This window comes from Brevibacillus borstelensis, assembly GCF_037834415.1.
GTDB lineage: Bacteria > Bacillota > Bacilli > Brevibacillales > Brevibacillaceae > Brevibacillus > Brevibacillus borstelensis_A.
Map to the genome: position 1 here is coordinate 12,417 of NZ_JAUMSJ010000019.1, position 22,901 is coordinate 35,317.

The window sequence follows — 22,901 nt, forward strand, 5'->3', positions numbered from 1 at the left end:
TTTTTTTATATTATCGCTTCCTGACGGAGCAATTCAGAGCGGACTGCCTGATAGTCGCCGCCGCTGTTCTGGCAGTGAAGCGCCGCTGCCACCCCGGCCGCCTGTCCGGTTGCAAACGCCGTCCCCATTACGCGGGCGGAGGCAAACGCCAGCGGATCGCAATCGATGATCCGGCCTGCGGCCCACAGGTTGCTTACGCCTTTGGCCTTGAGCGAGCGGAGCGGAATATCGTAAAAGGACTTGTCCTTGATCTCATGCCAGACATTGGGCTTTCCCGGTTCCGGGTGCAGCTCCACCGGCCAGCCGCCGCGTGCGATCGCATCCGCTTGCCGTCTCGCCTGAAGCACGTCGTCGCCAGTCAATGTGTACTCGCCGACGATATGCCTTGTCTCTCGGATGCCGATCTGCGGTCCGGTCTGCACCAGGTAGGCGCTTTCAAAACCGGGCAGGTAGCGTCTGAATGCTTCCAAATAAGCCCACGCCTGCCGTCTTCCGGACAGCTCGGCCCTGGTCATGCTGCCCGCTTCCAGTCCATTTACTTCTTCATCGCACAGGATCGCGAGCACATCCTGATTTCCTCCGGGCATGCGGACGATTGTCCCCAGCTCCTTGGTCAGTCCATCGATTCCGTCCGCTTTTCCCTTGAGAACGGCTTGCTCTACCTGCAAGGGGTGGGCATGGGCGTCAGCCGCCACTCCGCCGATCCGGATCATCAGCGTGGCTGACTGCAGATGTCCTTCCGTGTTTCCGAAGATGACCTCCCCTCCGGACAGACTGGCCAGATCGCCTTCCCCGCTGGCATCGACAAAAGCGGATGCTTCAATCGCAAACATGCCGGCATGATCCACGCACTGTATCGCGGAAATCCTCCCTCCGCTTGTCTCGGCTCCAACCACTTGGGCGTGCAGCAAAGGCTCTACCCCCGCTTCCGTCACACAGCGGTCCAGCGCCAGCTTGGTCACTTCCGGATCGAGCAGCACGATTACGGTTCCCGTGCGAGCCGTTCTTCTCGGGCCTTCGTACATGCCCAAGCGGGCGAGATGATTCAGGACGGTCTGTCCGACGCCGCCGACAATTTGCTCGGGCGGCTCTCCTTGCGTAAAAAACCCGCAGTAGGTCAGTACCGAGCTGTGAGTCGCCGCACCTCCGAAATACGGGTTGCGGTCGATCAGGATCGTCCTTGCTCCAGCCTGGGCCGCCCCTACGGCTGCCCCGACACCGGCCGCGCCGCCCCCCACTACAGCGACATCAAAAGTAAGCTTTCTTTGCATCTGTCTGTCTCCTTTTGAATGAAATTGATTTGTCCCAAATTTACAAAACATTTGTTTATTCGTTCAATCGATCTTTCCGATACCATTAATAACTAGGACTAATAAATCAAAGGAGACTTGCATATGGAACTCCACCAGTTTGAATATGTCCTGGCCGTGGAGAAGCATCGTCATTTTTCACGAGCCGCCGAGGCGATTTCCATCTCTCAGTCTGCCCTCTCCCAGCAGATCAGAAAGCTCGAGGAAGAGCTCGGAATCGTCCTTTTCGAACGAACGACGCGCAGCATTCAGCCTACCCCTGCAGGCTCGGAATTCATCCAATACGCCAGGCGGATCATCGGCGAGGTAGAACGTATCAAGCATGCCATGCAAGCCCACCGGACACTGGATCGCGGGGAGGTCACGATCGGAGCCGTACCGATCCTCGGCTACCTCGGACTGACGCCCGCTATCGCCGGTTTTCGCAAGTCCTATCCCGGAATCAATCTGGAGATACTCGAAGCGACCAGCGATCATTTGCTTCAGTGGCTGCGTGAAGGAGAAATCGATCTCGCCCTCACGACCTTTTCTCACCACCACGAGGCGGACGAGCACATTCACTACATTCCCTTGCTGGAGGACCAATTGGTGCTGGTGACAAGCCACTACCATCCGCTTGCCCAGCGCAGAAAAATCGATTTGAGTGAAGCGGCCGGCGAGCCCTTCCTCGCGATCAAGGCGAGCCACTTCATGCGCAACATCTGTGAGCAGGCATGCGAAGAGGCCGGCTTTACGCCGACCGTCATCGTCGAGAGCAGTCAGGTTGAAACGATTTGCGGATTGGTTGAAGAGGGCATGGGTGTGGCCCTGTTTACCTATCGCGTCGCCAAGCGCTTTCCCCGTTCCCGCGTCTCCGTCGTCAGGCTGAAGAAGCCCTTCACCAAAACAACGGGCATTGCGCTCTCCCAAAGCCATCACCTCACTCCGGCCGCCAACGCGTTCTGCCGCTTTTTGCAGGAGTGGCAAAAAGAGCACGACTGGCACTGATAGCACATGCCGCGACCCGTCAGCAAAACGGGCGGCATTCCCTCCACGAACTGCATCAGAGACAGCCAACAGAAATTTCCATAACAAAAATGAAACGACAAAAACCCCCCGAAAACGAAAGCGTACATCCGTTTCGGGGGGTGAAACCGTGTTTTATTTACCCATGATGCTGTAGCCGGCGTCCACGTGAATGATTTCGCCGGTAATTCCGCGAGACAAATGGCTCATCAGGAACAATGCGGTGTCGCCTACCTCTGATTGATCGATGGTACGGCGCAGCGGCGCTTTTTCCTCGATCTCTTTCAGCACGCTGTTGAAGTTGCGAATGCCCTTTGCCGCGAGTGTGCGAATCGGGCCTGCAGAGATCGCATTGACGCGGATGTTTTCCTTGCCCAAATCGCTCGCCAGGTAGCGGACAGAAGCGTCCAGCGCCGCTTTCGCCACACCCATGACGTTGTAATTGGGCACCACGCGCTCGCCGCCTAGGTAGGTCATCGTCACGATGCTACCGCCTTCGGTCATCAGCGGACGCGCAGCGCGTGCGACAGCGACCAGCGAGTATGCGCTGATGTCTTGCGCAAGCGCGTAGCCGTCACGGGAGGTATTGACGAATTCGCCTTCAAGCTCCTCGGTTTTGGCGAACGCGATGCAGTGCGCCAAGCCGTGAATGACGCCGACTTTCTCCTTGATTTCGGCAAAAGCAGCCTCTACCTCGTCATCCTTGGTCACATCGCAGTTGATCAGCAGCGATTCGCGCTCCAGCTCTTCCGTCAGCTTTGCCACGTTATCGCGCAGGCGCTCTCCCTGGTACGTAAAAATCAGGTTGGCTCCCGCTTTGCTCAGGGATTGGGCGATTCCCCAGGCGATGCTGCGGTGGTTGGCCACACCCATGATCACGATATTTTTTCCTGCAAGCATGGTATTCATTATGTATCGGCCCCTTCCTACGTATTTCCCTGCCATTATAACCGATCTTGTCTGCGGTTACGAGCAAATTCGGGGACAAACCGCGGAAAAGAGGCCGAATGCAGATTACTCTCCCTGCTGCATGGCTCGGGCAAGCTCGTCGGCAGGGGCGGCAGCAGAACTGGAAAATGCCCACGCCTCTTCGACGGGATTCAGCGGTGTTCCTGTTGCCGGGAATTCCGCCTGCATTTCTGCCGCTTCTTCGGTCCGGGACATCGTTTGGTCTTGTTCCACGTTTCCATAGCTCCTTTCGAAGATCGATTCTTGCTGCAAAAAAGCATGTTCTTAGACTAACAAGCCGGAAACGTGTTTATGCATGCAGATGGGCGCTGCTGTGAAAAAGCGTCATCAACAAGAGGTAAGCGATCATCCCGGCAAAAAAGTAGAGCGCTTGCCCCCCTTTTTGCCGGTGGAGGATAAACGGAATGAGATGGCTGGCCGAGACGTACAGAAACACGCCTGTTGTCAACGCCATCATCACAGGAACCCAGCCCTCGCGCAAAAATGGCTCCGCGATCTGGAAGCTGAGCGCCCCTGCCAAGGTAGCCGCTCCCAGTCCCGCCGCTCCCCAGAACGCCTTTTTCCGCGAGCGCGTGACGGCAAGCAGCAGAGACGCGACAGTCACACCGTCCGGCACTTTATGCAGAAGCATGGCGAACAACACGGACCACCCCAGTCGTTCATCCATCCAGAAGCTGGCTAAAAGAGAGATCCCTTCCACATACGAGTGAAGCAAAAAGCCGGACAACACGCCAACGATCCGGGCCGATCCCGCTGTCCTGGCGTTTTCCCCCGCATGCCCCATCCAGTCCAGCAAAAACAAGAAGGAAAAGCCGATCAGGACAAAGGGCATCACCCGCGTACTTCCCGCCAGCAGCGTATGGGGAAGCAAATCCAACAGGGTAATCGCCAAAAGCAGGCCCGCTCCTGTGCTGATCATCGCCAGAAGCGACTTCTCCGACCACGACCGCAAACAGAGCAAAAACCCGCCAATACTGCTTGCCGCCGCGGCGCCAAGCAGGACGGCAAGGATGACTGGCTGCATGGGACCGCCTTCCCTTCTCTACCTGGTGTATCCCTTCCATTCTACGCGCCTGTCCGGGTCATTATGTGTCTCGACAGAGTGCGGCAGCCTGTCCGAATTAGCCGAAATAGCACTAGTTTTTAGAACCTTTGTCGACAAGCGTTTTCCGGGAAAAAATGGTGCTATAATGAGGCCACCGGGAATACCTGAAGGGGAAAAAAGGAGTGATTCGAATGGATGTGCAAGTATGGATGGCTTCCAAAGAAGTCGCAGATCGACTGGATGTTCATGTGCGGACGCTGAGAAATTGGCTGGAGATGTTCGTTCCGGCCCAGGAGCGGCTGAAGAATCCGCAGGGTCACTACCTGATCAGCGAGGCGGGCTTTTCCTTGCTGAGCGAGGTGAAACAGAGAAAAGACGAGGGAAATCACTCTTTGCGAGAGATACAGCGGCAAATGATAGAGGAAGGCAAAATTCCGGAGTGCATGGCGGCAGAAAGCGAGGTGGCCGCCGCCGACGGACAGGCCCTCTCCCTTTCCGGGCCAAACGCTCTGACTCAATCCATGCAGGAAATGGAAATGAGCGTCTCGGAGGCCATCGTCCACTTTCAGCAGGAGCTGGCCCAGCTCTCCACAATGAACCAGCTGCAGTCAAACATTCTGCAAAAAATGGCGGACATCGAGGAAAAGCAGGAATCGCTCCGGCTTGAAATGAGGCGGGTTACCTTTGAGATGGATTTGATGCAGCAGCGGCTGACTCGCCGGAAGGAACGGTTCGACCGGCATCAACCGCGCTGGTCCCTCAATCCCTTCCGCTGGTTTACCCGTTCGAACCGCAATATCACGGCGGGACAGTAGAAATGAGGCTTTTCTCACAGACAAAAAGTCCTTCTTTTGTAATAAAGAAGTGACAAAAACCAAGTCTTTTGTGCTATATTTTTACTATTCGAACTGGTTCTTATTTCAGAATTTTGTATGTATATACACAAAGAGACAGGAGTCCTCGTTTGTGAGAAAAGTGAGCATCCACTCTGCAAAACCGGGAGAAACCATCGCCAAAACGATTTTTTTGGAAAATGGCAATGTTCTGTTGGGACAAGGTGTCGAGCTGACGGAGCGGTATATTCAGCGCTTGATCAATCTGGGAATTGACACGATTTATATTGAAGACAAGCATACCGACGACATTATCCCGGAAGATGCCATTCGAGATGAAACACGGAAACACGCAGTCGATGCAGTCTATGCCACCATGTCCGGCTTGATGGAGAAGTCCGTCCTGAAGCGGCGCACCTCTATTCCTGATCTGGGCCTTACCTTTCAAAAGGTGTTTGGGGAAATCCTGACCGATCTGAGCAGCCGTCGGGATATTCTGGTCAATCTTTGCAATTTGCACGTACTGGACGGTTATTTTTTTCATCACGCCGTCAATGTGTCCGTGCTTGCCGGGATTATCGGGCTGGCCAAGGGATATAACCAGCAGCAATTGATGGAGCTTGGAATCGGCGCGCTTCTGTTTGATATCGGGATGACCCAGCTGCCGAAGGAACTGTGGAACAAGCGGACAGAGCTGAACGACGAGGAGCGGCAGCGGATTCGCTACCACACCGAAGATGGTTTCAACCTGCTGCGCAGCCAGTACAACATCTCGCTTTTGTCCGCCCACTGCGCGCTGCAGCATCACGAGCGCTACGACGGGACAGGCTACCCCCGCCAGTTAGCGGACAAGCACATCCATGAGTACGCGCAAATCGTGGCGATCGCCGATGTGTTCGACGCTTTGATTTCGAAGCGGCCCTATCGGGACAGCTACTCGCCGAGCGAGGCTACAGAGCTGCTGTTTGCCGCAGGGAACAGCCTGTTTGATGTGGAACTGGTCAAGCTGTTTTTGCAGCATGTCGCCGTATATCCGATCGCTTCGACTGTTACGCTCAATACAGGGCAGATCGGCGTCGTGTCGGCGGTAAACCCGTTGGCTGTAAATCGGCCGACCGTCCGGATTCTGCAGGAGCCGGACGGTTCTCCTGTGGCCTCACCTTATGAGATCGACCTGTACAACAAGGAGTTTGTGAGCATAACGATTATCGGCTCGGTGTGAAAATGACGGCTGCCGAAACAAGTCTGCCTGCTGATTCAAATACCGTCATGCAAGCATTTCGTGCTTGTACACAAAAAGCTGGGCTCCATGTCCCAGCTTTTTCCTTTGGCAGAGAAAACAATCACGCTTGCTCTGCCGGTTTATTGCCGCTGCTTCGTTTCCGCTGGATAAACCCGAGAAGCAGCACGCCCGCAACGATCGCGATCTTAATCGCCGTTTCCGCTCCGCTCAGACCTTCTACCCAGCCCTCTACCACTTTTTCTTCAAAAATCATCTTGGCTGCCGCCCAAGCTAATATGCCAGATCCGATGTAAACGAGCCAGGGCAGCCGTTCCATTGCTTTCAAGATCAGCTGGCTTCCGAATACCATGATCGGAATGCTGATGACCAGTCCCAAAATAATCAGGACCATATTTCCGCCAGCCGCCCCCGCAATCGCCAGCACATTGTCCAGCCCCATCATCACGTCTGCAATCACGATTGTCTTGACTGCCTGAAAGAGGCTTTCACTCGCGTTGATCTGCTCTTCTCCGTCATCCTCAAGCAGCAGCTTGTAACTGATCCAGACGAGAATAAGCCCGCCGATCAAGTACAGATATGGAATCGTAAATAAATAGACGGCCAGTGCCGTAGCCAAAATACGCACAATAATAGCCAGACCGGTCGCCCAAAAGATCGCCTTTTTCCGGTGCGCCGGCGTCAGCTTTCGACAAGCGATGGCAATCACGACCGCATTGTCCCCGCTCAACACAATATTAATCGTGATGATTAGCAAAAGCGCCGAAAAAAACCCTGTGTCCAACAATGCCTGCGCCTCCTTGTTGGTGAGTAGTGTGCCACGTTTGCCGGGTAAAAAAACAATCCCTATCCTATGCCTGTCCAGGGTTGTTGTCAACCTCTTATTTCAGTATGATGGAAACGAGGAGGGTTGTCGAAATGTCGAAGCAATTCGTTATCGAAGCGATCATGTTGGCCATCTACGGAGAATTGATGGCTCCTTCGCAACCTGCAGATTACTTTATCCCTTCGTCGACCATTTACGAGCTGGAGGAATTCACTCACAGTCCCGAGCCGATCATGCCGGACACGGAAGATGACATGCATGTACGAAGGGTTATGAAAGAGATGAGTCAGTTTTTTGACGATCCGTTTAACCGCAAGCGCCTGGAAAAAGGATTGATCGCTCCCTGGTCGACGATTCCCTTCACATTTCCGAACGGTGTCACGCTGCACGTGGTAAAGGTGGATGACAACGAGATGTGGGGCGAACTGTTCGATCCGGTGGAAACCCAGCTGCTGCTTACCGCGATGCGGTTCGAAATTCCATTGATCACGGACCAGCCCGATTTTCAGGATCGCATTCTGGAATACGTCGTCCCGGTGCAATTTTACGATATTGACGACTTTGAGTTTGCGTTGGAACAAGGCATCTCTTTACAAGAACTGCGGGAACCGTAAGGACGGTCCGCTGTCAGCGAAGCGCCCAAAACCGGAAGGCTACTCAGCCTTTCCGGTTTTTTGGCTTTTTATTGATTGAAAATTGGCTCTTTTATTCCTTTCCGAAAGGGCGTATAGTATTCAGCAATAGACCTGTGAAAAAGAGGCGACAGTATGGGGCGCAAAGCGATTTATACAAAAATTTACAATCAATTGCGCTATCAAATATTAAGTGGAGAGTTGGCAATTGGCTCCCCTTTGCCACCCGAAAGAAAACTGGCCCTGCAGCGGGGGGTCAGCCGCAATACGATCGTCAGGGCTTATTCGGAGCTGGAGGCGGAAGGCATTATTGCAAGCAAAATGGGAAGCGGCCGTTTTGTGGTGGCGCTCGCTCCCGCTCCCGCCGGCGACCGAGTCAACTGGCACAATCGCGCTTTTGACACGCTTGCCGCCGCTCCCTCCCATATGGCCGAACTTCTCGGCGTGGCAGACAAATACCCGGATATCATCAATTTTGCCCACGGCGACGGCGGCAAGCATACGCTGGAATCTTCCCGCTTTTCCGATTATGTCAAAAGTACGGCAGAGCAGCTTCACTCCTACTATTTCACCTCCGTCCAAGGGCTGCCTGAGCTTCGGGAGCGCCTTGTCGACTGGATGGACATGGAGCAAATTTCCTCGCCGGAACAGGTGGTCATCACCAGCGGTTCCCAGGAAGGACTATACCTGATCACTTCGCTTCTGGCTCGTTCAGGCGATCTCGTTTTGACGGAAATGCCCACTTATTTCGGTTCGCTGCAGCTTTTTCAATCGCTCGGCTTGCAGGTTGTCCCGGTCCCGATGGATGCAGACGGCCTCCGGGTAGACGTGCTGGAGAGCATTCTGGCCCACTGTCGGCCGCGTTTCCTGTACACCGTACCGACCTATCACAACCCGACCGGCTGGACGATGTCGGCCAAACGGCGGAAGCAGCTGCTGGCCCTGAGCGAAACATACGGGCTGCCCATCGTCGAGGACGATGCCTATCGTCATCTCCATCTCGGCAATAAGCCGCCTCCCGCGTTAAAAGCGCTGGATCAGTCGGGTCATGTCATTTATTTGAACACGTTTTCAAAACTGCTGTTTCCGGGGCTGCGGATCGGATGGGTGGCGGCCAACCGCCCCTTCGTCCAGCTGCTGACGCGTTTAAAGGAGCTGTCGACCACGACAAATACGCTTGGCCAGCTCGCTTTGGCCGCTTACCTGCGAGACGATGCGCTCAGACCGCACCTGGAAAACGCTCGCTCGCAGTACAGCAAACAGGCTGCCATCATGGAAAGCCACCTGGACCGCTTCCTCCCGCTGGGAATTCGGTATGAGCGCCCCAGGGGCGGATTCTATTACTGGGTTTCCCTGCCGGAAGAGATCAACCCGCGCAAGCTGATGACCCGCTGCTTGCAGCGAGGCGTTTCCTTCACCTGCGGCGACATGTTCCTGCCCCGGGTGGCCGAGCAGCCTTACATCCGCCTTTGCTTTACCCACGAGCGGTCGGAGAAAATCGATCGCGGCATGAAAATAATCGCTGAGGTCTTGCAACAACGAAAGGAGCTGCAAACATGAAAACGGCATCCCCCTCATCTGCCAGCTGGAAGGAAGGCCTGATCGACGCCTTGCCGATCACAGCCAGCTATATCGTATTCGGAGCCATCTTCGGAATGCTGGCCGGGCAGGCCGGTCTTACCTCCTGGGAAAGCATCGCGATGTCGGTGCTTGTCTACTCCGGAGCCTCGCAGTTTGCCGGCAGCTCGCTGATTGCCGAGCAGGCAAGCGTCTGGGCCATTCTATTAACGACTTGTCTTTTAAACCTGCGCCACTTTCTGATGGGCTTGTCTATTTCGCCTCATTACCAGCGTTTTTCCACGGCGCAAGTAAATGGACTGGCCTTTTTTCTCACGGATGAGCAGTACGCGCTCACGCTGAACCGGTTTCGCCACCGCGAGAGCGATGTTCCCTACATTCTCAGCGTCAGCGTTGCGCTATACGCTGGCTGGTGCGGCGGCACGTGGATCGGGACGGCAGCAGGCGCCTGGATCCCTGATCCGGCTTCGCTCGGACTCGGCTTCAGCTTTACGGCCATGTTCCTTGCCCTCGCCTATTACCAGCTGTCTTCGCTCATTCGCATCTTTGCCTTTTTGCTGTGCGGGGCGGCGTCTGTGGGCCTGTCGTTCGTGGTTCCCAATGGCTTGCCTGTGCTGATCGCCGGATGCCTCGCCTTTGCCATCGGGTATTTCCGGCCATCGCAGGATGACGGAGAACAGACTGCCGCCGAAGAGACGAGAGGAGTTGAATCGGCATGACGACACAGACCCTTTTCCTGTTCCTGATGATGGGCGTGCTCACCTATATATCGCGCAGGGCGTTTCTCCGTCTGCCGAGCAAGCATTTTTCCGCCCGTTTAAAAAACGGTCTCAGCTTTATTCCTTTGGGCATTTTTGCCTCTTTGATTTTTCCTTCCCTGTTCGTGCAGTCCGGAAGCTTTGTGATCCAGCCCATGCTGCTGGTTGCCAGCCTTGTCTGTTTAGGGGCAATGGCCCTCAGCAAAAACGTGTTCCTCAGCTTTGGCGTAAGCCTCGGGCTCGTAGTGGCCGTCTCGCTGGGTCTGTTTTCCTGGTAGGAGACGGTTTTGAGAAAAATTCCCTCCCCATCCCGTTTGACCGTGGTACAATAGGGGTATAGTTTTGCAAAAGGATTTTGGGAGGGACCATGTAATGGAAACGGTGAAACTGCACGGAGATGCGGAATGGAACACAGAAGAAAGCACGGTTCATTCCATTCTCTTTCAAATGGGAAAAGAGTACTACGGCTTGCCGATTTCGCTGGTAAAGGAAATCATCAAGCCTTTGCCCGTGACCCGTTTTCCCAAGTCTCCTCCTTTCGTCGAAGGCGTCATTGACCTGCGCGGGCGGATTTTGCCGATCATCAACCTGAGGACAATATTTGGCCTGGAGCCGCTGCCGCTCACCGAAGAGAGCCGGTTTGTCGACCTGCAGCTGGATGGGTTGAATGTCGGCATCGTCGTGGAGGCGGTCTCGGAGGTTGTGCACATCCCCGCCTCGCTGATCGAGCCTGCTCCTGCGATCGTGAGCGGAGTCGATGGGAAATTTTTGAACGGGATTGCCCGTATGCAGGATAAATTGATTATGCTGCTCGACGTGGACGAGATCTTTTCCACGTGGAAAAAATAAAATGGCACAAAAAAAATCGTCTTTCCGCTATGCTCCGGACCAGCTGCCTCTCGCCTTCCTGCGGGGAGAGTACGATCAGATTTACGCACAGACAAGCCCTGCTTTTCGCGAAAGAGTCCCGGCAGCCGGATTTCGTTCGCTGGCGGAAGATTTCCACCGCGGCGTACAGAGCTACGAATTGCAGTCGACCGTACTGCTTGAGCACGCGAAACGGTACGTTTGGGTAGACGGGTCTGGCAAAAAGGGATTGGCGGCCGCCTTTGACGAGGAGGGCACGGTCATTTCCCTGATCGTTCTGCAGCTGGAGAGACATCCGGAGACCGACTGCATGCTCACCCGTACTGCGTTCGTTCCTCCGTTTTCCGGTGATTGGCTCACGTACTGGGGAGGCCAAAATGAGCTCGTCAATTATCACTACGCCTACCCGAATCAACGATATGCTTACGATTTCCTGATCATGAAAGAAGGCCGCACCTATGCGGGCGATCCGTTGGCCAACGAGAGCTATTACGCCTTTGGCCAACCGATTCTGGCGCCTGCCAGCGGAACAGTCGCAGGCATCGTCAGCGATATACCCGATAACGTTCCTGTCGGGACAATGAACGAAGCCCAGCCCGCCGGCAACCATGTCATACTCGAGCATGAAGCTGGCGAATACAGCCTGCTAGCCCATCTCAAGCAAAACTCCGTCTGCGTCAAGATCGGAGACCATGTGCAGCCAGGCGATTTGATTGGACTCTGCGGCAACTCGGGAAATTCCAGCGAGGCCCATCTTCATTTCCAGGTATCGGATTCTCCCGTTCTTCTGCGCGGGCACTCGCTGCCGGTCCGCTTCCGGGACGGACGCCGGGTCGCGCAGGGACAGCTGGTTTCCGGTCCGCATCGGCACAACGAATAAACCAGGCGAAGCAACGGGCTCCGCCTGGTTTTCAGTTTGTGATCGCTTTTTCTCTTCTTGCCGATGTTATTTTTGCCCGCCGCTTGCCAGATAAGAATAGCTGACCCAAACCATTTCCTCGATACCCAAAATCTCCTTGAACAGGTCGACTGAATCATACAAAAGCGACGCTCCGGTGTCGTCATCGAAATCGGTCAAAAGCTGCAAATCAAACAGGGAACGAAGCTGCTGCACCTGCTTCGGGGCGACAATCCGGCTGAAGCATTGCGGGCACGCCCGTTTCAGCCCCTTGCTGACTTCTCTTCGGTAATGGTCTGACTTTGCGATTCTGTCTAGAATATCATCGTACATCTGACGTACGTCCTCGCTCTCGGTAATCGCCTGATGCAGGTCTATATGAGGATAGAGGCGGGCAAATTCCGCTTCAGCCATATCCGCATCCAGCGAATAGCTGACCGTCGCGGACGAAACCTCAAAGCCCCCGTCAAAGAGCCGATACCCCCAGCCGTTGTCTTCCGCATCATGGAACCAGAGAAGCGGGACGCACTGACGGGACAGGTTGAGGATAAATTGCAGGGTATGGGCTGTCTCAAGCCATTCGTCCCGGAGGAAAAAGGCGTTCCAGTCCCGGTTGATGTTCCTGTGGAAATAAGGCTGCCTCGATTTGGGCAGGGCAATTAATACCTTCGGTTCGTATTTGCGAGGATACAACATGCCAGTCGTGAATTCACCCATCCGATTCCCACCGCTTTCTGGCAGGCTCTCTCCCTGGTCTCGCAACGGTTTGAGCCATGGTTCTCCCTACCAGTTTATTCATCAGGTGGCGATTATTTGCCGCGATCTTTATCAAACGTGCTCGTGTGGAGAATCGTATGTACCGCTCCATCCGGCCGCAGCTCCGATTGGTAAAGGTGAAAACGGGTTACGCTCCACGCCGGGGGCTCCGCAGAGAGGAGGCGTTCATTCCATTCCGCGACAGGCACCCCTTCCTGGCCGAACTTTGGGCCTCTCGCCAGCGTTATGTGCGGGCTGTACCGCTTTTTGTCGTACTTCAGGCCGGGATGCAGATCAAAACGCTTGCCCAAGAGCAAGTGAAGCTGTCTCAGCGGGTCTGTCTGTCCGCGAAGACCCAGCCAAAGTACGCGGGGGCGCTCGCTATGGGGAAATGCGCCGAAGCTGCCGACCTGCAGCGAAAAAGGCGAAATAATCTCGCTGACAATCTCCATGTCCTTGCAGATTTCAGGCACCAGCTTTTCTTCTACCTCGCCGAGAAAATGAAGCGTCAAATGGAGATTGTGCAAAGATTGCCACCGCTCGGCCCGGATCAGGCTCTTCACCTGTTTTTGCACGTTGGCAATGTAGCGAGCGGCGTCATCAGGAATATCCAAGGCTACAAATAGACGCATCGGACCAATGTCCCTCCTGTCGGGAAATTCGAAAAAAAAGCTCGCCCGCGCGAACGGGAGAGCCTTTTATGCGGCCATCATCTTTCCAGTTACGATACCCAGAACGCAGCGAACGTATTCGTTCATCCTGCTTTCTCCCGGCTCCGCCTGGAAGGAAATGGTCAGTTCTATATGTTCAACATGCCCTGCCGGCGGTCTGTTCCAATACAACTCTACTTCTCCGTACAGGATTTCCTCGATTCGCTGCTTCGTCCACTCGATATCGGTCTGCGGGTCGCATGACAGCGAAAACTTCATCGTGACCGAAACCGTTTTGCAGTGGGGCAGATCATCTTTCCGTGTGTTCAGCTTTCCTTTTACAGCGACTACGCCAGCCTCCCCCCAGAGCGCGTATTCCAGCGTCGCCTGCAAGCGCGGATGGACGTGGAGCTCCATGGCGGGAAACCGATTATCTACCTCCAGCGAAAACCGCTCTGCGAGCTTTTCTACATCTTCCTGAAACCGACGGGCACAGTCGGAAACCGCCTCGAAACCATCAGGTTGTATCGTGAACATCCTCCTCACCCTCCCATGGAAAGTCTGTCTATATCTTTTCGCACTGCTGTATGGACTTTCCTTTGTTGAAAGGTGACTTCTTTTCTCGTTTTTTCACGAAGAATACTTTTTTTAACGGCAAAATCAACAAGCAGGTCGATCTGCCGGAAACTACTCCAGCTCGTTCCGGTATGGATTCATCGCTTCTGGATAGAGCCCGGCAAAAAGGACTCCGAGCCGTACTGCGCTCGCATCGTCCAACTCCAGATGGCAGAGTCGCCCGCTTTCCATTCGAATCAGCGGATACGCCCCGCATTGGAGCGGCTCGGCATCTTCTGTGGAAAGGAACTCCGGCAAAGCAAAGAGAAAACGTGAAAAAGGATTGGATTCGTCCTCGGACAGATGCACCACCTCAAACAAATCAGACATCGCGGGTGTGACGATGAGTCTCAACAACCCTTCATTTTCTGCCGCCCAAACAGTAAAGGAGGTCTCCCTCACTTCGCTTCTGGCATGCCGCCGCATCACCCATACAGCCTGATGGATGGCGCTCATGAGCAGATGCTGAGCTCCATCCTGGCCGTGTTTTTCCTGCAATCGCGCAAAATCGATCAAATAGGCCGTTCCCTTTTCCTTGAGCCTTGCATCGGGGAGAAAAGAGAGCGGTACGCTTTGCGCCTCCGTTTCTTCTTGGACCTCGGCACGTTCCGGAAGCTCTTCCGTTCTGTCGAAAAACAACGCTTCGATCATCGCATTCGCCTGTATCGCTTCCTCCGGCGAAAACGTGATTTGCTCCGTGTAAATGTGCGTCAGCCGTCCCTCTTCATAAGCCAGATAGTGAAGCGGCACCTCGCCTTGCTCCAGCATCCGCAGCGCCATGCAGCGATCCTCCGTCCGCTTGATGTCAAACGACAGGGGGAAGCCCAAAGGATCAAGCGGGTCGGAGAGTGTCCAGATCACAGCCAAAAGCTTGTTGCGATACGTTTTAAACTCTACGGAGACCGCATCCCGTGTCGATTCGCTAAAGGCGTCAATGCTCTCAAAGACGAGAAACAGCTCAACATCGCCCGCCGCGGCCAATCTGGCAAAGTAGGGCAATCCCTCTGTCTCCGCCAAATGGTACAAATCTGCATACACCGCGGGATCAAGCACCTCTCCCTGGGTTGCGGATGTCGGCGAAACCCGCTCTGGGTCGGGAATCAGCGTCGGGCGAAAGGACTCGTGTACGCTCATTTCTTTTTGTCGCCCCACTGTTTCACAAGCGGCCACTCCAGCATTTTATCGAGCAGGCTGCGGTCTGTCGCGTCGATATGCACCGGAGTTACGGCGATATATCCGCGTTTCACCAGATAGTAATCTTGTTCGGGAAGAGGATTGCTTCTGTCCGGATATTCCCTCGTCAGCCAGTATCCCTCCGCTTCGAGGTTGTATTTGTCTTCGTAGTGGTTCAAAGCCAGTGCGGCGGGGGCGACTCCGCGGATTTCATGCGGCGCAAGATGCGGAATATTGACGTTCCAGAACACCTCGGGAGCAAGCCGATCCTCCCTCGCCTGATCGCAGAACATCTGCAGCAGCGGGCGGATAATCTCCTCCACTTGACCGTAATTTTCCTGATCGGACCAGTTGTCATAGGACAGCGCTGCGCCAGGGATGCCGAGAATGACTGCTTCCCTCGCGCCGCTGCAGGTACCCGAGTAATAAATATCGCGTCCGAGATTTGTTCCTACATTGATCCCGGAAAAGACGATATCCGGCTTTTTGCCTTCTTCAAACAACAGATGGTATGCGCCTTTAATACAGTCGGCCGGATTCCCGTCAATCGTCCATGCGGTTACCGGCAGTCCATAAAAGGAATGCGGCGTCGGCGAGAGTGCGCTGCGGTAGGTCAGGCCGTGCCCTACCCCGCTTCTTTCCTCGGCGGGCGCCACCACAAAAATTTCCAGATCGGGCAAAGCCAGAAGCGCTTCAGCCAATTTGCGGATGCCTAGCGCATCAATGCCGTCATCATTCGTCAACAATACTCGCAACATGTCTTGATCCTCCCTTTCGCGACGCTGCTGCCCCAATTATTCTTCTCCGGCGAGCCGCGTCCGGATTCTGGCAGGCGGTCTTCTCCTTATTGTACCAAAAAGAAGTTTTATCCGGTCAAAAAAGCTTCCATTGATGCCCATTTGAAGCAGCTTGTTCAACGTAGGATAAAGCCGCTTATGGGTCTCGGAAAATGGTTCGCCAACAGTGGTTCCCCTTTTCGGACATGAAAAAAGACGTGCTAACACCGCTGACGGTTTGCACGCCTCTTCAAGTATTTTGATTATCCTGTCTGTCACCGCAAGCCGTTCGCCCGCTCACGGACTATTCGCCGACAATGTCCTTCCAGCGGTCGCGCCACTGGATCCCTTCGACGATCCACTCTTCCACCTGTCGCTGCTTTTCCTCGGGAATACCCAACAAGCAGGAAATCCGGCGAATTTCCAACGTTTCCGCAAGCGACAGCTTATGATCGACCAGCGCGATTTTGTACAGCTGCCGGAGCAAGCCGAGCTTCTCCGAAAGCGACAGGTCCACCATATCCTTGACGATGGTTTCCGGCCGCTTTGGATAGTCCATATCATCCATGAGAATTTGTCTTTCTCTCAGCGTAAAGTGCTCCGAGTTCACCAGCTCGTGAATCCGGCTCACTTCTTTGTTTCCTATATAACCATCGGCATGGCCGACGCAGATGATCAGACGAATGGATGCAAACAAAATATGTTTGTCCTTTTCGGTTTTCGTATACACCTCTATATCCTCCCTCGAACACGTAGAAGCATTTCTGTAATGTTTTATCGTTTTCTAATTATACGATGAAAGAGGAAAGCGGTTTCATATAAAAATGTGACATTTTTTTAAGTTCTCACCACAATTCGACAAAAGTCCGGCCATCCATAAGCGCCGAGCGCTATACCGCCAAGCCTGGCGTCCACCATCGCCTCGATCCGGTTGCTGTACAGCGGCAAAAATACACGCAGGCCGACGATCCATTTCATCAGCTCCTGCAGTTCTTGCGCTCTTTTCCGCTCATCTTCGGTCGAGCTTCCTCTCGCCACCCGCTCTTTCACCTCTGCGGCAAGCGCCGGAGAAAGAAAATGGGATAGCGCCGCCGAATCGTCGAACAAAAATTCCAGCAACGATAAGTGCTGCCGCTCATCCATATTGGCGCTGTCCAGGATGAAATCAGCTTCGCGCATCTGTCGACTGGCCAATACTTCAGGCTGGACATAAAAAATCGCCAGATCGATTCCGTAACGCCCCAGTCGTTCTTGCAGCCATTGTGCATCTTCCACATGATCGTATTCGGGCAGCGTGTAGAGGCTGAGCGTCTCGCCGCGGTAACCGCTTTTGCCGAGCAGCTCGCGAATCCGCTTTGTGCTGATCATCTCATCGCTTCTCCCGCCCTCCGAACGCTCTACAAGAAGCCCGCCCCAACCAACGGCGGGTTGTCTGTCCCCTCCCAGCTCCGCCAGCATCGCTGGCCGGTCGATTATGAGGTCGAGCGCCTCCCGGAATGCATCTGCCTGCAGCGGTCCCGGCTTGCCCACATTGCAGGCCAGGTATTGAAAGCACTGCTCCACTCGGTAGACGGTTTGCCAGGAAGAGCGCACACTCTCATTGTCCATGCCTGCCTCTTTCTGGGAATACACGATCCGGGGGACGTCCGATGGTCCAAGATCCGGTGCGGCCTCACGCTCAGGCACTTGCCACAGCTCGATCCGATCCAGAAACGGCCGGCCGCCAAAATACGGTTCGAACGCCTCCAGAACCAGCATCGATTCGTCATTTCGCACGATCCGGAACGGCCCGGTTCCCGCTGGCATCCGCCCGAACTCTTCCCCCATCCGCTCCGCGTAATCCTCCGGCACGATCGAAGCGTACTCTTTGCTGAGGGCATGCAAAAGCAAAAAATCGGGTCTATGCAGCAAGACCTTCACAATGTATGGATCGATCACCTCCACTTGCCTGATGGAGCTTGCCATCCACCGATGCGGAAAAGCCGGTTTGCAAAGCCGCTGGATGGAATAGCGAACGTCCTCGGCAGTCAAGGCACGGCCATGGTGAAACCATACGCCTTTTCGCAGATAAAACGTATAAGCAGTGCCGCTTTCATCCATTTCCCAGTAAAAGGCGATCCCGGGTTCAATCGTTTTGCAAGCAGGATTAAAGTGGACGAGCCCATCAAACACGTGAGGAACGAGATTTGCTTCCGAGCGCAGCAGCAGTCTCGCAGGATCCAACAGCGGCTGCGGTCTTGTGGAAAACATCCGCAGCATATCCAGCCGCTTGTCGTGGCTTTTTTGGACATGCAGCCCAAACTGGCTGTCCATCCAGCGCTGAAACGCCTCGCCGAGTCCTTCCCATTCATCCCGGTGACGGGCAACGAACTCTTGCCCTTCGCGAATATCCCCGCGCAGGATCATTTCCTGGGCCAGGGAAAGCACGACATCTCCCAGATGCAGCCGAAAGGTCAGCGCTGACTGATTCCCTCTGCCTTTTCCCGGGCGCCAGTCGATCCATCCCCTTTGCTGCAGCTTTTTTACCGTTGTCGCGGCGTTGCGCTTCGTACAGCACAAGTGGGCCGCCACCTGTTCCAGGCTGACGGAAATCGGGCGGGATACGCCTTGCTCCCGATAAAATGAAAACAGCCGTTGGTAGTGTTCAAAAAGAAGCATGCGCGATCCCCCTAAAACATGAAAAAAAACGGGCTGAATCTGTACCCTTTTTGTCTTGGTGTTTTCCCCGTACAATCGGGAACAACCCAAAAACCATTACAGAAAGGATACCAGATATGAACGAGAAAGCGACACGCCTTTTTTCAAGGTACCCCGTGATCCTCTGGGTCAGGCTCTTCGGCGAGCTCTTGACAGAGCTGTCCCGCAGCATGATTACGCCGTTTCTCATTTTGTACTTGAATGAAAAAATCGGGGGAAGCATCCCCTTGATCATGCTTGTGATCGGGCTGCAGCCTTTGAGCGACATCCTCTTTACACTGATCGCAGGTGATGTAACCGACCGATACGGACGAAAGCCAGTCATGCTGCTCGCCCTGCTTCTGCAAGGACTCAGCATGCTCGGCATGGCCGCAGCGGGATCGCTGGCAGCCTTTGCCCTTCTGTACGTGCTAAACGGCATCGGCCGTTCGCTGTTTATTCCGGCAAGCCGCGCAGTGCTGGCGGACAGCATGACGTCCAAACAGCTGACCGAGGCCTTTGCCCTCTTGAGTACGGCAGCCTATATCGGAGCCTCTGTCGGTCCTCTGTTGGGAGTCCTGATCTATCAGACTGCCCCCGCACTCGCTTTTCTCTGTACCGGTCTGTCGCTGTTCCTGTATGCCGGTTTCATCTGGTGGAAGGTGCCGGAGACGAAGCATCAGAAGCACAGCGAAACCGCGCCCGCGGAAGAGCAAGTCTCGTTTCGGAATGTCAGGGCACACCGGACCGTCCTTTCCATGATGGTCCTCGCTTTGCCGATCAGTTTTTTCTACGCCCAGACAGAGACGAACCTGCAGCTTCACCTGAAGAGCGGCTTTGCCAATTATCTCGATGTGTTGGCGTGGATCGCTTTGACGAAAAGCATTTCTGCCATTTTGTTGGAGTTTTGGCTGGTAAAAGCTACACAGCGCTTTTCTCCGCGCCATCTGATTGTCTTTTCGTATCTGTGCTTCGCCGCTGTCTCCTGGGTGTACAGCAGCTCCGACAGCATCCTTCTTCTCCTGTTCATGCAGCTGGTGTTTGTCATGGGAGAGAGCATCGGCCTGAATCATATGCTGACGATGGTGTCGAGGATGGCTCCAGCGACGATGCGGGGCAGGTACTTTGCCGTATACGGCCTTCATTGGGACATTTCCCGCACTCTCGGCCCGCTTGCGGGCAGCTTTTTGCTCTTGCGCTTCGACGGAACCGTCCTGTTCTCCATCGTAGCCGCCTTGCTCCTGATCGGCGCTTTCATCCAAAACGGTTTCCTTCGCCGCATGGAAAAAGCCTCCCCGATGAGTCGGGAAGGCTCCAGTCCGTAACAGCCAGCGTATTCAGCTTGAAAACTCTTTTCTGGAAGCTGCGGGCAAAGTGATCAAAAGCTCGTTTTTTGACAGACGGGCTTCAGCACTGCAAGCAGAGTTAGGACAGAAGGTACCGGTCCTCGCTGAACGACTCTCCGCCGCGGGCTTGCTCGAAGGCCCGCAGGAGATCCTGCGCCTTCATCGTCTGCTTTTTCTCTTGCGGAATGTCCAGAATGATTCCGCCGTCGTGCAGCATCAGCAGGCGGTTGCCCATGTTGAGCGCCTGCTCCATGTTGTGGGTAACCATGATGGTGGTCAGCCTGTACTGCTCGACGACCTTCTGGGTGAGATCAACAATCAATTGAGCCCGTTTCGGGTCGAGCGCAGCCGTGTGCTCGTCAAGCAGCAAAATCTTCGGCTCCGTGAAGGTAGCCATCAACAGACTCAGCGCTTGACGCTGACCGCCCGACAGGAAGCCCACCTTCGTCTTGAGACGATTCTCCAGCCCCTGATCGAGCTGCTTCAGCTGTTCGCGGAACAATTCCCGTTTCCGGCTGTTCACTCCAAATGACAGGGTCCGCCGCTTCCCGCGCGCATAGGCGATCGCCAGGTTTTCCTCGATCGTCATATTGGGGGCGGTCCCTGCCATCGGATCTTGGAACACGCGGCCGACAAAGGATGCGCGTTTGTGCTCGCCCATCCGGGTCACGTCTTTTCCGTCGATGATGACCTTTCCGGTATCCGGAATCAGCCCGCCGGAGATGATGTTCATCAGCGTCGATTTTCCCGCTCCGTTGCTGCCGATCACGGTAATGAACTCGCCGGGAGTGACGTTCAGGTTGATTTCGCGCAAGGCGATTTTCTCGTTGACCGTTCCCTCGTTAAACACCTTGCGTACGCCCTTGATGTTAAGCATCGCCTCTCCCTCCTTTCGCCGCCCGGAACGGTTGCTTTTTCCAGACGCCTTTGGCAATCGCCGGGACAGTCAGCGCGATGATCACGATCAGCGCCGTGATCAGCTTCATGTCGGACGGATTGAGCCCCTTGTCCAGGGCTAGCGCGATGACCAGACGGTACACGACCGAGCCGAGAATGACGGCCAGCGTAGCGCGGAAAATGGACGAACTGCCAAACAGCACTTCTCCCACGATCACGGAGGCGAGACCAATGACAATCATCCCGATCCCCATCCCTACGTCGGCAAAGCCTTGGTATTGCGCGACCCATGCGCCGGAAAATGCGACCAGGGCGTTTGACAGGGCAAGACCGATAATGGTCGTCGTATCCGTGTTGGCGCCAAAGCTGCGGATCATTTTGGAGTTGTCTCCGGTAGCCCGGATATCAAGTCCGAGATCTGTTTGCAAAAACCAGTCGATAAGGAGCTTGAGCAAAATGATGCCGATGAGGAAAACGAGTGCAACACCGGTGAAAAAAACGACTGGTCCCGCCGCCAGATTGGGCAAGCCAAGATCCTTGACAAAGGTATACAGCGTGTCCTCGCGCAGCAGCGGCAAATTGGCCTTGCCCATGATCCGAAGATTGACGGAATAAAGTGCGATCATCGTCAAAATCCCGGCCAACAGACCGTTGATTTTACCCTTTGTGTGCAACAATCCGGTAAAGATGCCCGCTACCCCTCCGGCCACACAGGCCATCAGGGTAGCTAAGAACGGATTCGTTCCTTCGATGATTAGTCTGGCTGCCAGCGCCCCGCCCAGTGCAAAGCTGCCGTCCACGGTCAGATCGGGGAAGTTCAGGATGCGAAAGGTCAGATATACACCCAGGGCCATGATTGCGAACAGCAAGCCCTGTTCGATTGCTCCGTGTAATGCCAGATTCATAGTATCCTCCTACGATTATTGCTCAATCACTTCGCCGGCGCGATCGAGCATGGATTGCGGAATGGTCACGCCCATTTTTTCGGCGGCCTTCTTGTTCAATACCAGCTTCATGTCGGCTTGCGTCTCTACAGTCATGTCAGCAGGCTTGCTTTCGCCCTTGAGAATTTTTACTGCCATATCAGCTGTCTGCGCGCCCAGCTTCGTGTAGTCGATGCCGTAAGTCGCGATGGCGCCGCTCTTGACAGAGTTCTCCTCACCCGCGATGACCGGAATCTTTTGCGATTCGGCTACGCCGAGGACAGCGGAGATCGAAGAGACGACCAGGTTGTCTGTCGGCACGTAGAAAGCATCCACTTTGCCGACCATCGATTCAGCCGCCTGCTTGACTTCTGTCGGGCTGGTTACGGCCGCTTCCCGAATCGACAGGCCGAGCTTTTCGGAAACGGCTTTGGCCGCGTCCACCTGCACCTTGGAGTTGACCTCGCCGGAGCTGTAGATGACGCCCACTGTTTTTGCCTCCGGCTTCAGCTCTTTGACAAGCTTCAGCTGCTCTTCCACAGGGTTCATGTCCGATGTTCCCGACACATTGCCGCCTGGCTTATCCATCGCCTTGACCAGGCCCGCTTCGACCGGATCGGTAACCGCCGTGAAGAGAATCGGAATCTCCTGCGTCGTCTGTGCCGAGGCTTGCGCGGTCGGAGTAGCAATCGCCAGAATCAGATCAACCTTGTCAGCGTTAAACTTTTGGGCGATTTGAATCGCAATATCCATGCTCGCTTGCGCCGAACTGATATCGTACACAACCTGTTTGTCTTTTTCATACCCGTTCTTTGTCATTTGCGCGATAAAACCTTCGCGTGCCGCGTCGAGTGCAGGATGCTCCACGAACTGGGCGATGCCGATTTTGACTTGCTTCGTTTCCTGAGAAGGCGCCGGCGTTTCAGCTGCCGACGGTGCAGTTGGCTGGGCAGAATTGTTTGCCGGTGTACTTTGTTGCCCACATGCTGCAACGGACAAAAGCAGCAAAGGACACAGAATTTTCTGCACCAATTGGATAGACTTTCTTTTTTTCATAATGTATCAAAACCCCCATTTAGAAATTTTTCTAATCTTACCATGATTAAAACAGTATGGAAAGCTGTAATC

The 22,901-nt window shown here is 54.7% G+C and carries 25 protein-coding genes; 10 read left to right on the forward strand and 15 right to left on the reverse strand.

The annotated features are described in order from the left end of the window. Positions 1–5 precede the first annotated feature (5 nt). The gene (locus Q3F21_RS15815; RefSeq protein ID WP_340254807.1) at positions 6–1,271 is read right to left on the reverse strand and encodes an FAD-dependent oxidoreductase; all 1,266 of its coding nucleotides are present in this window, start codon (positions 1,269–1,271) and stop codon (positions 6–8) included. Positions 1,272–1,394: 123 nt separating this feature from the next. Between Q3F21_RS15815 and Q3F21_RS15820 the strand changes: the two genes are divergently transcribed. Further along, positions 1,395–2,297: a LysR family transcriptional regulator gene (locus Q3F21_RS15820; protein ID WP_340254810.1), complete on the forward strand. Its 903-nt coding sequence runs from the start codon at positions 1,395–1,397 to the stop codon at positions 2,295–2,297. 153 nt (positions 2,298–2,450) lie between these two features. Here Q3F21_RS15820 and fabI read toward each other — a convergent pair whose 3' ends face one another. The 3 genes from fabI to Q3F21_RS15835 form a co-directional block, all read right to left on the reverse strand. Further along, positions 2,451–3,224, reverse strand: a complete 774-nt coding sequence (fabI, locus tag Q3F21_RS15825) for an enoyl-ACP reductase FabI (protein ID WP_340254813.1) — start codon at positions 3,222–3,224, stop codon at positions 2,451–2,453. Positions 3,225–3,329: 105 nt separating this feature from the next. Then, positions 3,330–3,497 (reverse strand): hypothetical protein, encoded by a 168-nt coding sequence (locus tag Q3F21_RS15830; RefSeq protein ID WP_340254816.1) that lies wholly within the window; start codon positions 3,495–3,497, stop codon positions 3,330–3,332. Between the two features lie 76 nt (positions 3,498–3,573). Further along, positions 3,574–4,308, reverse strand: a complete 735-nt coding sequence (locus Q3F21_RS15835; protein ID WP_340254819.1) for a ZIP family metal transporter — start codon at positions 4,306–4,308, stop codon at positions 3,574–3,576. A 212-nt stretch (positions 4,309–4,520) separates the two neighbouring features. On the opposite strand from Q3F21_RS15835, the gene Q3F21_RS15840 reads away from it, so the two are divergent. Continuing rightward, positions 4,521–5,144, forward strand: a complete 624-nt coding sequence (locus Q3F21_RS15840; RefSeq protein ID WP_340254822.1) for a MerR family transcriptional regulator — start codon at positions 4,521–4,523, stop codon at positions 5,142–5,144. A 151-nt stretch (positions 5,145–5,295) separates the two neighbouring features. Then, complete coding sequence (locus tag Q3F21_RS15845) at positions 5,296–6,384, forward strand: HD-GYP domain-containing protein (protein ID WP_340254825.1); 1,089 nt, start codon at positions 5,296–5,298, stop codon at positions 6,382–6,384. Positions 6,385–6,505: 121 nt separating this feature from the next. Here Q3F21_RS15845 and Q3F21_RS15850 read toward each other — a convergent pair whose 3' ends face one another. Next, on the reverse strand, positions 6,506–7,189 hold the full coding sequence (locus Q3F21_RS15850; RefSeq protein ID WP_340254828.1) for a TerC family protein: 684 nt from the start codon (positions 7,187–7,189) through the stop codon (positions 6,506–6,508). Positions 7,190–7,320: 131 nt separating this feature from the next. On the opposite strand from Q3F21_RS15850, the gene Q3F21_RS15855 reads away from it, so the two are divergent. The 6 genes from Q3F21_RS15855 (at position 7,321) to Q3F21_RS15880 (ending at position 11,943) form a co-directional block, all read left to right on the forward strand. Next, complete coding sequence (locus Q3F21_RS15855) at positions 7,321–7,842, forward strand: ADP-heptose synthase (protein WP_340254831.1); 522 nt, start codon at positions 7,321–7,323, stop codon at positions 7,840–7,842. Positions 7,843–7,995: 153 nt separating this feature from the next. Next, positions 7,996–9,420, forward strand: coding sequence for a PLP-dependent aminotransferase family protein (locus Q3F21_RS15860; protein ID WP_340254833.1), 1,425 nt, complete (start codon positions 7,996–7,998; stop codon positions 9,418–9,420). Next, on the forward strand, positions 9,417–10,157 hold the full coding sequence (locus tag Q3F21_RS15865; RefSeq protein ID WP_340254835.1) for an AzlC family ABC transporter permease: 741 nt from the start codon (positions 9,417–9,419) through the stop codon (positions 10,155–10,157). Before Q3F21_RS15860 ends, Q3F21_RS15865 begins: the two co-directional genes overlap by 4 nt. Next, complete coding sequence (locus tag Q3F21_RS15870; protein WP_340254837.1) at positions 10,154–10,474, forward strand: AzlD domain-containing protein; 321 nt, start codon at positions 10,154–10,156, stop codon at positions 10,472–10,474. Before Q3F21_RS15865 ends, Q3F21_RS15870 begins: the two co-directional genes overlap by 4 nt. Before the next feature lie 94 nt (positions 10,475–10,568). After that, positions 10,569–11,045, forward strand: coding sequence for a chemotaxis protein CheW (locus Q3F21_RS15875; protein WP_340254840.1), 477 nt, complete (start codon positions 10,569–10,571; stop codon positions 11,043–11,045). Position 11,046: 1 nt separating this feature from the next. After that, a complete protein-coding gene (locus tag Q3F21_RS15880; protein ID WP_340254843.1) occupies positions 11,047–11,943 on the forward strand; it encodes a M23 family metallopeptidase in 897 nt (298 codons plus the stop codon). Positions 11,944–12,009: 66 nt separating this feature from the next. Here Q3F21_RS15880 and Q3F21_RS15885 read toward each other — a convergent pair whose 3' ends face one another. The 7 genes from Q3F21_RS15885 to Q3F21_RS15915 all read right to left on the reverse strand — a co-directional run bounded on the left by Q3F21_RS15885 (position 12,010) and on the right by Q3F21_RS15915 (position 18,589). Next, positions 12,010–12,678, reverse strand: coding sequence for a hypothetical protein (locus Q3F21_RS15885; protein ID WP_340254846.1), 669 nt, complete (start codon positions 12,676–12,678; stop codon positions 12,010–12,012). Positions 12,679–12,770: 92 nt separating this feature from the next. Then, the gene (thpR, locus tag Q3F21_RS15890; RefSeq protein ID WP_340254849.1) at positions 12,771–13,349 is read right to left on the reverse strand and encodes an RNA 2',3'-cyclic phosphodiesterase; all 579 of its coding nucleotides are present in this window, start codon (positions 13,347–13,349) and stop codon (positions 12,771–12,773) included. 66 nt (positions 13,350–13,415) lie between these two features. After that, on the reverse strand, positions 13,416–13,904 hold the full coding sequence (locus Q3F21_RS15895; RefSeq protein ID WP_340254853.1) for a hypothetical protein: 489 nt from the start codon (positions 13,902–13,904) through the stop codon (positions 13,416–13,418). Between the two features lie 150 nt (positions 13,905–14,054). Then, positions 14,055–15,116 (reverse strand): hypothetical protein, encoded by a 1,062-nt coding sequence (locus tag Q3F21_RS15900; protein ID WP_340254856.1) that lies wholly within the window; start codon positions 15,114–15,116, stop codon positions 14,055–14,057. Next, positions 15,113–15,913 carry a 5'/3'-nucleotidase SurE gene (surE, locus tag Q3F21_RS15905; protein ID WP_340254859.1) on the reverse strand — a complete coding sequence of 267 codons (801 nt, stop codon included), beginning with the start codon at positions 15,911–15,913 and terminating at the stop codon, positions 15,113–15,115. Before surE ends, Q3F21_RS15900 begins: the two co-directional genes overlap by 4 nt. Positions 15,914–16,235: 322 nt before the next feature. Then, the gene (locus Q3F21_RS15910) at positions 16,236–16,667 is read right to left on the reverse strand and encodes a TerB family tellurite resistance protein (protein ID WP_340255030.1); all 432 of its coding nucleotides are present in this window, start codon (positions 16,665–16,667) and stop codon (positions 16,236–16,238) included. 101 nt (positions 16,668–16,768) lie between these two features. Next, positions 16,769–18,589, reverse strand: a complete 1,821-nt coding sequence (locus tag Q3F21_RS15915) for an SgrR family transcriptional regulator (RefSeq protein WP_340254862.1) — start codon at positions 18,587–18,589, stop codon at positions 16,769–16,771. 116 nt (positions 18,590–18,705) lie between these two features. Here Q3F21_RS15915 and Q3F21_RS15920 point away from each other — a divergent pair, with 116 nt between their 5' ends. Further along, entirely contained in the window at positions 18,706–19,932 is a 1,227-nt protein-coding gene (locus Q3F21_RS15920; RefSeq protein ID WP_340254865.1) for an MDR family MFS transporter, read from the forward strand. 100 nt (positions 19,933–20,032) lie between these two features. On the opposite strand, the gene Q3F21_RS15925 is transcribed toward Q3F21_RS15920, so the two are convergent. From Q3F21_RS15925 to Q3F21_RS15935, 3 genes are read right to left on the reverse strand one after another with little or no spacing between them, the layout of a single operon-like run. Further along, a complete protein-coding gene (locus Q3F21_RS15925) occupies positions 20,033–20,830 on the reverse strand; it encodes an ABC transporter ATP-binding protein (protein ID WP_340254868.1) in 798 nt (265 codons plus the stop codon). Then, positions 20,823–21,755: an ABC transporter permease gene (locus tag Q3F21_RS15930; protein WP_340254871.1), complete on the reverse strand. Its 933-nt coding sequence runs from the start codon at positions 21,753–21,755 to the stop codon at positions 20,823–20,825. The genes Q3F21_RS15925 and Q3F21_RS15930 overlap by 8 nt, the downstream gene beginning before the upstream one ends. Before the next feature lie 15 nt (positions 21,756–21,770). Then, on the reverse strand, positions 21,771–22,829 hold the full coding sequence (locus tag Q3F21_RS15935) for an ABC transporter substrate-binding protein (RefSeq protein WP_425341264.1): 1,059 nt from the start codon (positions 22,827–22,829) through the stop codon (positions 21,771–21,773). Positions 22,830–22,901: the final 72 nt, after the last annotated feature.